General features: G+C 29.5%; 14 protein-coding genes. All 14 read left to right on the top strand.

Annotation, left to right across the window (positions count from 1 at the left end):
• Positions 1-12: 12 nt before the first annotated feature.
• The 14 genes from peb3 (at position 13) to lysA (ending at position 13,710) form a co-directional block, all read left to right on the top strand.
• On the top strand, positions 13-765 hold the full coding sequence (gene peb3, locus CPEL_RS07430; protein ID WP_044599291.1) for an AcfC family glycoprotein adhesin PEB3: 753 nt from the start codon (positions 13-15) through the stop codon (positions 763-765).
• A gap of 102 nt (positions 766-867) precedes the next feature.
• Complete coding sequence (gene lpxB / locus CPEL_RS07425; RefSeq protein ID WP_044599290.1) at positions 868-1,962, top strand: lipid-A-disaccharide synthase; 1,095 nt, start codon at positions 868-870, stop codon at positions 1,960-1,962.
• Positions 1,963-1,972: 10 nt separating this feature from the next.
• A complete protein-coding gene (gene greA / locus CPEL_RS07420) occupies positions 1,973-2,458 on the top strand; it encodes a transcription elongation factor GreA (protein WP_044599289.1) in 486 nt (161 codons plus the stop codon).
• Positions 2,458-4,194 (top strand): phosphoethanolamine transferase, encoded by a 1,737-nt coding sequence (locus tag CPEL_RS07415; protein WP_044599288.1) that lies wholly within the window; start codon positions 2,458-2,460, stop codon positions 4,192-4,194. The genes greA and CPEL_RS07415 overlap by 1 nt, the downstream gene beginning before the upstream one ends.
• Positions 4,191-4,919, top strand: a complete 729-nt coding sequence (locus tag CPEL_RS07410) for a UDP-2,3-diacylglucosamine diphosphatase (protein WP_044599287.1) — start codon at positions 4,191-4,193, stop codon at positions 4,917-4,919. Before CPEL_RS07415 ends, CPEL_RS07410 begins: the two co-directional genes overlap by 4 nt.
• A complete protein-coding gene (locus CPEL_RS07405) occupies positions 4,919-5,872 on the top strand; it encodes a chemotaxis protein (protein WP_044599286.1) in 954 nt (317 codons plus the stop codon). Before CPEL_RS07410 ends, CPEL_RS07405 begins: the two co-directional genes overlap by 1 nt.
• A 2-nt stretch (positions 5,873-5,874) precedes the next feature.
• Positions 5,875-8,181: a hybrid sensor histidine kinase/response regulator gene (locus CPEL_RS07400; RefSeq protein WP_044599285.1), complete on the top strand. Its 2,307-nt coding sequence runs from the start codon at positions 5,875-5,877 to the stop codon at positions 8,179-8,181.
• Positions 8,182-8,185: 4 nt separating this feature from the next.
• Complete coding sequence (locus CPEL_RS07395; protein WP_044599284.1) at positions 8,186-8,704, top strand: chemotaxis protein CheW; 519 nt, start codon at positions 8,186-8,188, stop codon at positions 8,702-8,704.
• Entirely contained in the window at positions 8,704-9,330 is a 627-nt protein-coding gene (gene serB, locus CPEL_RS07390; RefSeq protein WP_044599283.1) for a phosphoserine phosphatase SerB, read from the top strand. Before CPEL_RS07395 ends, serB begins: the two co-directional genes overlap by 1 nt.
• The gene (locus CPEL_RS07385; RefSeq protein ID WP_044599282.1) at positions 9,327-10,298 is read left to right on the top strand and encodes a transaldolase; all 972 of its coding nucleotides are present in this window, start codon (positions 9,327-9,329) and stop codon (positions 10,296-10,298) included. The genes serB and CPEL_RS07385 overlap by 4 nt, the downstream gene beginning before the upstream one ends.
• Before the next feature lie 47 nt (positions 10,299-10,345).
• The gene (locus CPEL_RS07380) at positions 10,346-10,882 is read left to right on the top strand and encodes a 50S ribosomal protein L25/general stress protein Ctc (protein WP_044599281.1); all 537 of its coding nucleotides are present in this window, start codon (positions 10,346-10,348) and stop codon (positions 10,880-10,882) included.
• Between the two features lies 1 nt (position 10,883).
• A complete protein-coding gene (gene pth / locus CPEL_RS07375) occupies positions 10,884-11,426 on the top strand; it encodes an aminoacyl-tRNA hydrolase (protein ID WP_044599280.1) in 543 nt (180 codons plus the stop codon).
• Positions 11,426-12,487, top strand: coding sequence for an LptF/LptG family permease (locus CPEL_RS07370; protein ID WP_044599279.1), 1,062 nt, complete (start codon positions 11,426-11,428; stop codon positions 12,485-12,487). Before pth ends, CPEL_RS07370 begins: the two co-directional genes overlap by 1 nt.
• Before the next feature lie 17 nt (positions 12,488-12,504).
• Positions 12,505-13,710, top strand: coding sequence for a diaminopimelate decarboxylase (lysA, locus tag CPEL_RS07365; protein ID WP_044599278.1), 1,206 nt, complete (start codon positions 12,505-12,507; stop codon positions 13,708-13,710).
• The last annotated feature ends 1 nt before the right edge of the window (position 13,711 follow it).

Raw genomic sequence — 13,711 nt, 5'->3', positions numbered from 1 at the left:
TTAGGAGAAGTAATGAAGAAAATTCTTAGTTTATTTGGTGCTTGTGCGCTTTTTGTTAGTTTAGCTAATGCAGATATTAACCTTTATGGTCCAGGTGGCCCTCATACTGCTTTAAAAGATGCTGCAGCTAAATTTAGTGAAAAAACAGGTATAAAAGTTAATGTAAATTTTGGCCCACAAGCTACTTGGTTTGAAAAGGCTAAAAAAGATGCTGATATTTTATTTGGTGCTTCAGATCAATCAGCTTTAGCTATTGCAAGTGATTTTGATGGTAGTTTTGATGTAAATAAAATCAAGCCTTTGTATTTAAGAGAGGCTATCATTTTAACTCAAAAAGGCAATCCTTTGAAAATCAAAGGTTTAAAAGATTTGGCTAATAAAAAAGTTAGAATTGTCGTGCCTGAAGGTGCTGGAAAAAGCAATACTTCTGGAACGGGAGTTTGGGAAGATATGATAGGAAGAACTCAAGATATTCAAACTATTGCTAAATTTAGATCAAATATCGTTGCTTTTACGCCAAATAGCGGTAGTGCTAGAAAACTTTTTGCTGAAAATAAAGCTGATGCTTGGATTACTTGGATTGATTGGTCAAAAAGCAATCCTGACATAGGTACAGCAGTAGCAATAGAAAAAGATTTAGTAGTTTATAGAACTTTAAATGTGGTTGCTAAAGAAAATTCAAGCAAAGAAGTGCAAGATTTTATAAATTATTTAAGTAGCGATGAAGTAAAAGAAATTTTTGCAAAATACGGCTGGAGAAAATAGCCCTACAAACACGCTTAAATTTAAGCGTGTTTTTTCTATCCTAACATTTAATTTTTAAGCCAAAAATAGATAAAATCCCAAAAAATAATTTTGGAAAAAGTGATGAAAACCTTTTTAGTTTGTGCCTTAGAGCCATCAGCAAATTTACATTTAAAAGAAGTCTTAAAAGCTTATAAAAATGAGTATAAAGAATTTGATTTAGTAGGAATTTATGATGAGAATTTGTGTGAAGAATTTAGTCTAAATTCTAAGCCACTTTATAGCTCACATGAATTTAGTGCTATGGGCTTTATAGAGATTTTACCACTTATTTTCAAAGCAAAAAAAGCTATAAAAGAGCTTGTAAATTTAACTTTTTCTCAAAAAATAGATGCGATTTTGTGTATAGATTCTCCAGCTTTTAACATACCTTTTGCAAAAGCTTTAAAAAAAGCAAATTCTAAAATAAAAAGAATTTATTATATCTTGCCTCAAGTTTGGGCGTGGAAAAAAGGACGCATTCCTATCATAGAAAGTCATTTTGATATTTTAGCTTCTATTTTGCCTTTTGATAGTGAGTTTTTTAGCAAAAGCACTTATGTAGGCCATCCGCTTTTAGATGAGATAAAAGAATTTAAAAATCAAGATGATATAAATAATATACTTTCAAAAAAAGATGATGAAAAAACAATAGCTTTTTTACCAGGCTCAAGAAGAAGTGAAATAAAGCGTTTAATGCCTATTTTTAAAGATTTAAGCGCTAAATTTAATGGCGAAAAAATACTTTGTGTGCCTGAGTTTAATCTAAAAAAATTAGAAATTTATGGCGATATAAGTGGTTTTAAAATCCAAAGCAATACTCCTAAAGTGCTTAAAAATTCTGATTTTGCTTTTATTTGTAGTGGCACAGCTACACTTGAAGCAGCTTTAGTTGGCACTCCTTTTGTGCTTGCTTATAAGGCAAAAGCTATAGATATTTTTATAGCTAAAATTTTTGTAAAATTAAAACACATAGGACTTGCAAATATTTTTTTAGATTTTGCGGGCAAAGATGAGCTTAATCCTGAATTTTTGCAAGATGAAGTAAATGTAAAAAATTTATATCAAGCTTATGTTGATTATGATTATAAAGGTTTTTTTGATAAGATTTCTTTTTTAAAAACTTATTTGAAATTTGCAAGCGCTAAAAATCTTGCCAAAATACTTTATGAAATTTAAAGGAAAAACAATGCAAAAAGAACCTATGAGTAAATACGGCTATGAGAAGTTAGAAAAAGAATTAGAGCATTTAAAAAAGGTCGAACGCCCTAAGGTGGTAGAAGAAATAGATATAGCAAGAAGCCATGGGGATTTAAAAGAAAACGCAGAATACCACGCAGCTAGAGAAAAACAAGCTTTTATAGAAGGAAAGATAGCTGAACTTGGAGATTTAATCTCAAGAGCACAAATAATAGATCCATCAAGCTATGAGCACGATAGCGTGAAATTTGGCTCAACTGTTGTGGTGGAGGATTTAGAAAGCGAAAAACAAAGCACTTATACCTTAGTAGGGGTAAATGAAGGGAATTTAGAAAAAGGGTATATATCTATAAATTCCCCCATAGCAAGAGCTATGCTTGGTAAAAAAGAAGGAGATGATTTTAAAGTGCGTTTGCCAAAAGGCGAAAGCGAATTTGAAATCATCTCTATAGAATATAAAGCTTTGGAATTTTAATGCAAAAATGCAATTTTTTTGATTTTGTTCTTAAATTTTTTCCGTATATTTTTTTAATTTTTATTTTAGATGTAAGTATTTCGTTATGGTGGAGTTATTTAACTTTTCAAAGAGAACTTTTGGAGTGGATTGTTTTTAAAGCAATAAAAAATATTTTTATAGTATTTGTTTTAAATATTTTTATTTTACATCTTTTTTTTATTTTTTTAAATTATAGAGCAAAATTTATAGTTTATTTTTTAACAATATTCTCTGTTGTAGCTTTTATATTGCAATCGTATTTGTTGATAAATTATTCGACTAAATTCAATCCTTTGTTTGTGGATGTGTTATCGCAAATATCTCCAATAGAAACTTTAGAATTTATAGAAACTTACATTGATAAAAAATATTTATTTTTTTTATTTTTTATTTTTGCTTGTATATTTGTATATTTATATGTTTGTAAAAAGTATCAAATTCAATTTTTTATTAAAAATATAAGAATAATAAAAATAATTAAAATTGCGTATTTTTTAATTATTTTTGCTTTGATACTAGATTGTGCAAATAGGTATTTTATAAAAAAACATGGAATTGCAGCTATTGATAAAATTAATCTTACTTTTTTTATTGATATCCCAGAACAATTTTTAAGATATTATGAAAAAAATGGAATTTGGGCAGATTATAATTTTTATTTGAAAAATTATGAAAAAATAGCAAATTCTTATATGGGGGGGGGTATATCTATAAAAAATAAAATTCCATATGTGATTTTTATTATAGGTGAGAGTACCCAAAGAGATTATATGAGTTTGTATGGTTATTATCTTAAAACAACGCCAAATTTAGAAATTTTGGAAGAAAAAGGTAACTTGGTTAAATTTAGTGATGTTATAGCGCCTTTTGCTAGCACACAGGCTTCTTTAAGAAGAGTTATGAATTTTTCAAATATAGAAAATGAAGAAAATTGGTATGATAGATTAAATATAGTAGATTTATATAATTTAGCAGGTTATAAAAGTATATTTATATCTAATCATGAGCCATTATCTGGACATACAAGCATTACAACTGCAGTTGCTCATAGGGCAAATAAGACGATTTTTTTAGATAAATTTGCTACAGATGATAAAATTTTTACAAAGAAGCTAGATGGGGAAATGTTGCCTCTTATAAAAGATAATAATAAAAAACATGATTTTTTTGTTTTGCAATTAATGGGAACGCATTTTAAATATGATAGAAGATATGAAAAAAAATTTGCTAAGTTTGAAGCAGGTGATATTAATAGAAATCTTGATCTAAAAGATAAAGAAATTGTTGCTAGTTATGCTAATTCTGTTTTATATAATGATTATTTTATTAATGAAGTATTTGATTTGTTTAAGGATGGAGAGGCGATTATAATATATATTAGCGATCATGGTGAAAGCGTATTTGAGCATAGAGATAGAGCTGAACATTTTATTACTTCGCGGTTTACAGCAGAAATTCCATTCTTTTTTATTGTAAGTGATAAGTTTAAAAAAAACAATCCACATTTGTTAAAAAAAATTATTAGTGCAAAAGATAAACCATATATGATTGATGATTTAATACATACAATGGTTACTATTGGCGGTATTGAAGTTAAAGATTATGATAAAACTAGAGATGTTTTAAGTGATAATTTCAATGAAAAAAGAGCAAGAATTTTTAATGGCGAAATTGATTATGATAAATTTTTAAAATACGAGAAAGCCAAATTTTGATTTATATAAAAGAAAATGCTATTTTTATAGCAGATGCTCATGAAAATGAAAATAGACGCGGTTTTTGGGAATTTTTACAAGCTTTAAAAAATAAAAAAATTCAAACCCCACAACTTTTTTTGATGGGTGATATATTTGATTTATTGATTTATGAGATAAAAGCCACCCATCAATTTGCAATGCCATATATACAACTTTTAGAGCAATTAGCTGATGATATAGAAATTATTTATTTAGAAGGAAATCACGATTTTAATTTGGCTAAATTTTTTAACAAGGTAAAAGTTTATAGCATAAAAGAACAACCCCTGCTTTGTCAGTTTCAAAATTTAGCACAAACTAAAGCAAAAATAGCACACGGGGATATTTTTTTAAAACCATTTTTGCAGTTTGCATTAAAGAGTTTAAGAAATCATTATTTGCTTTGTTTTTTAAATTTTTTAAATACTCTTTGCAAAGGTAAAATCACTCAAAAAATCCTTCTTAATCAAAATAAAAAACAACTTATTAGAAAAATCCCTAATTTTACTTCATTAGCTAAAGAGCGTTTAAGATATTATAATACAAGCTTTGTGATAGAAGGACATTATCATCAAGATGTGTTTTTAGATTTTGAGGATATAAAATATCTAAATTTAGCTACTTTTGCATATAAGGAAAGTTTTTTTATAGTAAAATACAAGCCAGAAATCAGATTTCACAAAATAGAACTTAAGGAGGCATAATGTTTGATGAGAATGTCGTTAAAACAGGTTCAAATGAAATGGAACTTGTTGATTTTCGCATCTTTAAGCAAGGCCAAGATAAAGTCTATGAGGGAATTTATGGTGTAAATGTTTCTAAAGTTAGAGAAATTATCAAAATTCCTTTTTTGACTGAAATTCCAGGGGTGCCTGATTATGTAGAAGGTATTTTTGATCTTCGTGGCGTGGTAATTCCTGTAATAAATCTTGCTAAATGGATGCAAATTCAAGAACCAGAAATGACAAATATAAAACCTAGGGTTATTATTACAGAATTTAGTAATGTTTTGATTGGTTTTATTGTTCATGAGGCAAAAAGAATTCGTAGAATTAATTGGAAAAATATAGAACCAGCTACTTTTGCAACAAGTGCAGGTAGTTTAGACAAAGGTAAAATCACAGGTGTAACTAAGATTGAAGGAGATGAGGTTTTACTTATTTTAGACTTAGAAAGTATAGTTCAAGAATTAGGAATCTATGCTCCACAAACTGACATTGATGATGATAAAATTCAAAAAATAGAAGGTATGGCTTTAGCATTAGATGATAGCTCTACTGCAAGAAAACTTGTAAAAGATCTATTAAATAAAATAGGCTTAAAAGTGATAGAAGCTAAAGATGGTGTTGAAGGTTTACATAAACTAGAAGAACTTTATAGTACTTATGGTAGTGATTTAAGCAAGCACTTAAAAATTATTGTAAGTGATGTTGAAATGCCACAAATGGATGGTTTCCATTTTGCAGCAAAAGTAAGAGATGATGAGAGATTTAAAAATATTCCTATCGTATTTAACTCTTCTTTATCTAATGAATTTATGAGTGATAAAGGTGTTAAAGAAGCAGGAGGAGATGGATATTTAGTTAAATTTAATGCAAGTGATTTCTTTGCTGAAATTTCTCGCATCATAGCAAAACATGAAAAAGGTGAGGAGTAAAAATGGAAGATATTCAAGAAATACTTGAGGATTTTTTAGTTGAAGCCTTTGAACTTGTCGAGCAAATTGATCATGATTTAGTTGAATTGGAAGCAAATCCTGAAGATTTGGAATTATTAAATAGAATTTTCCGCGTTGCACATACTGTTAAAGGTTCATCAAGCTTTTTAAATTTTGATGTTTTAACAAAACTTACTCATCATATGGAAGATGTTTTAAATAAAGCAAGACATAATGAGCTTAAAATTACTCCTGAAGTTATGGATGTAGTTTTAGAATCAATTGACATGATGAAAACTTTATTAAATTCTATTAGAGATAATGGTAATGACACTGCGATAGGACTTGATATAGCTCCAATTTGTGCAAGATTAACAGCAATTTCAGAAGGCGAAAGCTTAGATTCAGTTGCGACAGCCCCTAAAGCACAAGAGCCTAAAGAAGAGGTTAAAAAAGAAGAACCTAAGGTAGAAGAACCAGAGGTTGATGTTAATAAATTAAGTGATGATGAAGTTGAAGCAGAGATAGAAAGACTTTTAAAGGTAAGAAAAGCAGAAGATCAAGCAAGACGCGCTGAAAAGAAAAAGCAACCAGAACCAACTCAATCTGCTAAAGCAGCTCCTGCTGCTCAAAATACTGCAGAGAAAAAAGTTCCTGCTGCAGGTGGTGGAAGCAGTGGTGCTAATATGGATCAGACTATTAGGGTTGAGGTTAAAAGACTTGATCATTTAATGAACTTAATAGGCGAGCTAGTTTTAGGTAAAAATAGATTATTAAAAATTTATGATGATGTGGAAGAAAGATATGATGGAGAGAAATTCCTAGAAGAATTAAATCAAGTTGTATCTCAGCTTAGCATTGTAACCACAGATATTCAACTTGCGGTAATGAAAACAAGAATGCAACCTATTGCTAAAGTTTTCAACAAATTCCCAAGAGTTGTGCGTGACTTGGGTCGTGAACTTGGTAAGCAAATGGAACTTGAAATTTCTGGTGAAGAAACAGAACTTGATAAATCTATAGTTGAAGAAATAGGCGATCCTATTATGCATATGATTAGAAATTCTTGTGATCATGGTATAGAAGATCCTGCTACGCGTGTGGCAAATGGCAAACCAGAAAAAGGAACGGTTAATCTTAAAGCATACAATGAAGGAAATCATATTGTTGTTGAGATTGCAGATGATGGTAAAGGTCTGGATGCAGATGCATTAAAATCTAAAGCTATAGAAAAGAATTTGATCACTGAAAGAGAAGCTGATCAAATGACAGATAAAGAAGCTTTTGCATTAATCTTTAAACCAGGTTTTTCAACTGCAGCAAAAATTACCAATGTTTCAGGACGCGGCGTTGGAATGGATGTTGTTAAAACTAATATTGAAAAATTAAATGGTGTTATAGAAATTGATAGTGAGCTTGGAAAAGGCACTGTTATGAAGCTTAAAATTCCACTTACTTTGGCTATTATCCAGTCATTGCTTGTTGGAACACAAGAAGAATTTTATGCTATTCCACTTGCATCAGTTCTTGAAACGGTTAGAGTGCCAATTGATGATATTTATACTATCGAAGGTAAAAATGTATTAAGATTAAGAGATGAGGTTTTATCTTTAGTAAGACTATCAGATGTATTTGGTGTAAAACAAGTGCTTGAAAACACTGATCAAACTTATGTGGTTGTTATTGGTGTAGCAGAAAGTAAACTTGGTATTATAGTAGATACTTTGGTAGGTCAAGAAGAAATTGTTATTAAATCAATGGGTGAGTATTTACAAAACATCCAAGGTATAGCAGGTGCTACTATTAGAGGTGATGGTAGGGTTACTTTGATTATTGATGTAGCTGCAATGATGGATATTGCAAAAGAAATTAAAGTAGATATTAAAGCTCAAATAGAATCACAGGCTAAAAAAGTAACAAAAGAAAAACCAAGTGATTATACCGTGCTTATAGTGGATGATTCTAAAATGGATAGAAACATTATGCAAAAATCTCTTGAACCGCTAGGTGTGAGTGTAATTGAAGCTACCAATGGGGTCGAAGCTTTAAATACTATCAAATCAGGGGAGCATGATATTGATGCAGTGTTGATAGATATTGAAATGCCAAGAATGGATGGTTATACTTTAGCAGGTGAGATTAGAAAGTATTCTAAATATAAAAATCTCCCACTTGTTGCAGTAACTTCAAGAACTAGTAAATCAGACCGCTTAAGAGGTGTGGAAGTAGGAATGACTGAGTATATTACTAAGCCTTACTCTCCAGAGTACTTAGAAAATGTAGTTAGAAAAAATTTAAAACTAGGATAAGAAGATGAATGATAAATTAAACCAGGTTTTGCAAAAACAACAAGCACAAATTGCAGAACCTGATGTAGATAAAGAAGAGGATATTATTCAGCTTGTTGGATTTGTGGTTGGAGATGAGGAATATGCTATTCCAATTCTTAATATCCAAGAGATAATTAAACCTATAGAATACACTAGGGTTCCTAGTGTGCCTGATTATGTTTTAGGTGTATTTAATATGAGGGGTAATGTTATGCCTTTGATTGATCTTGCTAAAAGATTTAATCAAGGTAGTTCAAAAATGTCTCCTCAAACTAGATATATAGTCTTAAAGGGCATAGCAAATGGTAATCAAACTCCTGCGGGTAATGCTGGATTTGTGATTGATAGACTTACTGAGGCTATTAAAATTCACAGAAGCAGGATAGATCCACCACCTGAAACTTTACTTAAAGAAAAGGGTATGATTTTTGGTATAGGAAAAAGAGAAGAAAATATTTTAACTATATTAAAAGCTGAAGCTCTTTTAAAGCGTGAATTTTAATGATCAAACTTTGTGCTTTTGATTTTGATTCTACGCTAATGGATGGTGAAACCATCGATATTTTAGCACAAGAATATGATGTAGGTGATGCTGTTAAAAGCATCACCAATAAAGCAATGAATGGTGAACTTGATTTTTTTGAAAGTTTGAGTGCTAGAGTGGCTTTACTTAAAGGTATGCCTGTTGAACAAGTAAAAAAATGCTGTGAAAATTTACCCTTGATGAAAGGCGCTAAAGAGCTTTGTGATTATTTAAAAGCTAAGGATATTAAAATCATTGTTTTTAGTGGCGGTTTTCATGAAGGTATTGATTTAATGCAAAATAGACTTCATTTTGATTTTGGCTTTGCCAATTTTTTACATAGTAAAGATGGTTTTTTAACCGGAAAAGTTGGCGGAGAAATTATGTTTAATAACTCAAAAGGTATTATTTTACAAAGGCTTAAAAAATTCCTAAATTTAAAAACAGATGAAATTATGTGCGTTGGCGATGGGGCTAATGATATTTCAATGTTTAAAGAGTGTGGCTTAAAAATAGCCTTTTGTGCCAAAGAAATTTTAAAATCTCATGCAGATATTTGTATTGATGAAAAAGATTTAACACAGATAATAAAGGTTATACAATGAAAAAATTTTCCCTATGGTGTGATTTTATTGAAAATGATTTTTTAGATCATGGTTTTTTGGAGTTGATTAATGCAAAAACGATTAACGGAGCTACTTCAAATCCTGCTATATTTAAAAATGCGATTTTAAATTCACCTATTTATAAAGAAAAAATTAAAAAATCAAATCTTAAAGATAAAAAAGCTTTATATGAGTATTTGGCAGTAGAAGATATAGCTAAAGCTGCAGATAAACTTGCTTTAAATTATTATGAAAACAATGATGGTTTTATTAGTATTGAAATTGATCCAAGATTAAAAGATAGCACAAGTTTGTCTTTAGCTGAGGCAAAAAGATTATACACACAGATTGCAAAAGAAAATGTTATGATGAAAATTCCTGCTACAGAGGCTTCTTATGAAGTTATGCATGAATTAATGAAAAATGGCATAAGTGTTAATGCTACTTTGATTTTTGATTTTGAACAAAGTAAAAAGTGTTTTGAAGCACTTAATTTAGGTTTGAAAAAATTTAGAAAAAACAATATTGCAGGTAAAAAAGAGCCACAAGCTGTTATTAGCATTTTTGTAAGTCGTTTTGATAGGTTGTTAAATGATAAAGTGCTTGATAAAAATCGCATAGGAATTTTAACTGCTACTAAAGCGTATAATTATATTGTTAAACAAGATGAAGCAAATATCAGAGCTTTGTTTGCAAGTACTGGTGTTAAGGGTAATGATTTAGAAAAAGATTATTATATAAAAGAATTACTATATGATAAAGCTATAAATACCGCACCATTAGATGCTATCATGGCTTTTAAGGCTAAGCAAATTGTATTTAAAGAGCCTTTAAAAGATGAGTGTATAGAAAAAAAATTAAATGCAAATATTTCAAATCATGCTTTAATTAAAGCTTGTAAAGAACTGCTTGATGATGGTTTAGAACAATTTTGCATTGCTTATGAAGATATTTTAAAATCTTTATAAACTTATTTGGCTATAATTAGCGTTTTATTTTTTAAGAAAGGAAAAAGATGTTAGAAGGTATCGTTAGAGAGAGTATCGGTAGAAAAGCTGCTAAGGCTTTAAAAAGAGATGGTTATCTAATCGCAAACATCTATGGTAAAGGATTAGAAAACATCAATGCAGCTTTTAAGGTAAATGAGTTTATTAAAGAAGTGCGTAAAAAAACCACTTTAGCTTTTGATGTAAAAGTTGCAGATAAAGTTTTAAATGTAGTTGTTGTAGATTATCAAAAAGATCCAGTAACTGCTGAGTTAAAACATGTGGATTTAAAAGTAGCACAAAAAGGTGTTATTTCTAAGTATATGGTTCCTGTTAAAATCGTAGGAACGGCTATGGGTCTTAAAAACAAAGGTGTTTTAATCCAATCAAAAAGAAGATTAAAAGTAAAATGTGCGGCTGAAAATTTACCAAATTATTTTGAGTTAGATGTAACTAAACTTGATGTTGGTGATGCACTTTTAGTGCGTGATGTAGTTGTGCCTGAGGGTGTAACTATGGTTGATGCTGATAGAGTAGCTGTAGTTGGCGTAGAAAAAGCAAGATAAAATGACCTTAGTCGTAGGACTTGGTAATATAGGAGAAGAATATGAGCAAACCCGTCATAATGTAGGGTTTATGCTCATTGATTTACTCATAAAAGATTTGGAACTTACTAAAATTTCCAATGCTAAATTTAAAGGAGAGCTTTTTAAAAGCTCTTTTGCTCTTTTTTTAAAACCTTCCACTTATATGAATTTATCCGGAGAAAGCGTAAAAGCAGTTGCTAAGTATTATAAATGCGATAGAATTATCATTATCCATGATGATATAGATTTAAATTTAGGTGCTTTGAAATTTAAATTTGGAGGAAGTAGCGGGGGGCATAATGGACTAAAAAGTATAGATAGTCATTGTTCTAATGCTTATGAGAGAGTGCGTATAGGTGTGGGTAAAGAAAGTGATGTTATAACACATGTTTTGGGCAAATTTAAAGAAGATGAAAAAGAAATTTTAAGTAAGGTTTTAGAACACGCAAAAAAAGCTTTACTTGAACTTTTAGATTCTAATATCGAGCATATTGCTTCAAAATATTCTTTAAAAGCTAAATGATGAGTATATTTTTTCGTTATATTTCATCTTTATATTTAAAATCTTTTTTTATTTTATTTTTTTCTTTAACATTTTTTTTTGTTGCAATTGATTTTTTGCTTAATTTTAACAAACTTCCAAAAAGTGCAAATTTAGAATTATTATATATTTTTTTCTTAACTTGTTCAGCAGTTTCTTATATCTTACCCTTAGCTATTGTTCTTGCTTTAGTTTTGTGTATTTTTAATATGATAAGATCAAATGAATTTGTAAGTTTATATGCTTTAGGTTTGAGTAAAAATCAAGTTATTTTTTATCCATTTATTTGGGCTTTGTTTTTTTGTGGTGTTTATGTGGGATTAAATTTTACTTCTTTTGCTTATGCAGAGGAATATAAAAGCAATATAATCAAAAAAGGCGTTGTTGATAGAGAAGGTGGAGAAATTTTAATCAAATATAACGATAAATTTATTTATATAGAAAAAACTACCGCACAATCTTTATATAATGTAAAAATTTTTGATATGGATAAGCTAAATATTCAAAAAGTTACAGATGCAAAAATTGCTAATTTTAATGGAAAATCTTGGGATTTAAACGAGGCTAAAACAACTAGTATACCACAAAATTTAATTGTTGCTAAAGAAGGCTTAAAAGTACAAGATTTTCAAAATATTAAGGGATTAGAAGATTTTTCTCCAAAAATACTAGAGAGAATTTCTTTAGTTGAAAATAATCCATCATATTCTATTTTAGATGCTTTAGAAAGTATGGCAATTTTTGCAAAGCAAAACATTTCTACTAATACACTTAGAAGTAGTTTGTATTCTTTAATACTCACACCTTTTTTTGCTCCATTTTTGATGTTGATAATTTATTATTATTTTCCTATTACAGCAAGATTTTTTAATCTTGCATTGCTGGCTTTTGTTTTTTTTGTATGCATACTTTTAGTTTGGGGTTTGTTATTTTTATTAACAAGATTGAGTGAAAATGAAATTTTAACTCCAGAGCTTGGTATAATGTTGCCAGTGATTTGTTTAATGTGTATAGGAAGTTTTTATTATTTTAAACACAAATAACTGCAAGTGAGGTTTTTATGGATTATGAAAAATTAGCAAAAGAGTATCAAACCCCTTTTTATATTTATGATTTTGAAAAAATCAAAGAACGCTTTTTAATGTTAAAAGATGCTTTTAAAGCAAGAAAATCTCAAATTTTTTATGCACTTAAGGCTAATTCTAACTTAAGCGTTTTAAAATTTCTAGCTTCTTTAGATAGTGGCTTTGACTGTGTTAGTGCAGGTGAAATTTATAGAGCTTTAAAAGCAGGAGCTAAAAATTATAAGATTATTTTTAGCGGAGTGGGAAAAAGTGCAAGTGAGTTAAAATATGCTTTAGAGCAAAATATACTTTATATTAATTTAGAAAGTTATGAAGAAATGTTGCTTTTAGAGCAAATCGCTAAGGAAAATCAGCAAATTGCACGCATTAGCATAAGAGTAAATCCTAATGTAGATGCAAAAACTCATCCTTATATTTCTACAGGTTTACATGAGAATAAATTTGGCGTGGATATGCAAAATGCTAAAAAAATGTATCTTTATGCTAAAAATTCACAATTTTTAGAACCAGTTGGAGTGCATTTTCACATTGGTTCTCAAATTCTTGATATTGGCAGTATTCATGAAGCTTCAAGTATTGTAGCAAAATTAGTTAAAGAGCTTTTGGCTTTAAAAATTAATATTAAATTTTTTGATATAGGTGGGGGCTTAGGGGTTTGTTATAAAGATGAGCAAGAGCCAAATTTATATGATTATGCTCAAGGAATTTTAGCTAGCTTACAAGGGCTTGATGTTTGTGTGGGTATGGAACCAGGAAGATTTTTAGTGGCAAATGCAGGCGAGTTTGTAACCAAGGTTTTGTATGAAAAATTTAATGAGAAAAAACGCTTTGTAGTGGTTGATGGAGCAATGAATGATTTATTGCGTCCAAGTTTATATGGTGCTTATCATGAAATTGAACTTTTAAATGATAATGATGAAAAAAGTCTTTGTGATGTAGTAGGTGGAATTTGTGAAAGCGGAGATTTTTTAGCTAAAGATAGAATGTTAGCTAAAACAAAAACAGGGGATTTGATTATAGTTAAAAGTGCGGGAGCGTATGGTTTTAGTATGAGTAGCAATTATAACTCTCGTAATAGAGTATGCGAACTTGCTTATGATAAGGGCAAGGTAAGAATGATTAGAAAAAGAGAGATTTATGAGGATCAAATTGCTTTAGAGCTTGAGTATTTAAAGGATTAAA

This window comes from Campylobacter peloridis LMG 23910 (genome assembly GCF_000816785.1).
GTDB classification, from domain to species: Bacteria; Campylobacterota; Campylobacteria; order Campylobacterales; family Campylobacteraceae; genus Campylobacter_D; species Campylobacter_D peloridis.
The sequence above is the reverse complement of the archived record's forward strand: the minus strand, read 5'-3'. Positions and strand labels throughout refer to the sequence as shown.

Excerpts from the sequence above, each read along its gene's own strand:
- lpxB (WP_044599290.1), top strand. The coding sequence starts at position 868 with ATGAAAACCTTTTTAGTTTGTGCCTTAGAGCCATCAGCAAATTTACAT.
- CPEL_RS07395 (WP_044599284.1), top strand. The coding sequence starts at position 8,186 with ATGAATGATAAATTAAACCAGGTTTTGCAAAAACAACAAGCACAAATT.
- CPEL_RS07405 (WP_044599286.1), top strand. The coding sequence starts at position 4,919 with ATGTTTGATGAGAATGTCGTTAAAACAGGTTCAAATGAAATGGAACTT.
- CPEL_RS07370 (WP_044599279.1), top strand. The coding sequence starts at position 11,426 with ATGAGTATATTTTTTCGTTATATTTCATCTTTATATTTAAAATCTTTT.
- pth (WP_044599280.1), top strand. The coding sequence starts at position 10,884 with ATGACCTTAGTCGTAGGACTTGGTAATATAGGAGAAGAATATGAGCAA.
- CPEL_RS07400 (WP_044599285.1), top strand. The coding sequence starts at position 5,875 with ATGGAAGATATTCAAGAAATACTTGAGGATTTTTTAGTTGAAGCCTTT.
- CPEL_RS07415 (WP_044599288.1), top strand. The coding sequence starts at position 2,458 with ATGCAAAAATGCAATTTTTTTGATTTTGTTCTTAAATTTTTTCCGTAT.
- lysA (WP_044599278.1), top strand. The coding sequence starts at position 12,505 with ATGGATTATGAAAAATTAGCAAAAGAGTATCAAACCCCTTTTTATATT.
- greA (WP_044599289.1), top strand. The coding sequence starts at position 1,973 with ATGCAAAAAGAACCTATGAGTAAATACGGCTATGAGAAGTTAGAAAAA.
- peb3 (WP_044599291.1), top strand. The coding sequence starts at position 13 with ATGAAGAAAATTCTTAGTTTATTTGGTGCTTGTGCGCTTTTTGTTAGT.
- serB (WP_044599283.1), top strand. The coding sequence starts at position 8,704 with ATGATCAAACTTTGTGCTTTTGATTTTGATTCTACGCTAATGGATGGT.
- CPEL_RS07380 (WP_044599281.1), top strand. The coding sequence starts at position 10,346 with ATGTTAGAAGGTATCGTTAGAGAGAGTATCGGTAGAAAAGCTGCTAAG.
- CPEL_RS07385 (WP_044599282.1), top strand. The coding sequence starts at position 9,327 with ATGAAAAAATTTTCCCTATGGTGTGATTTTATTGAAAATGATTTTTTA.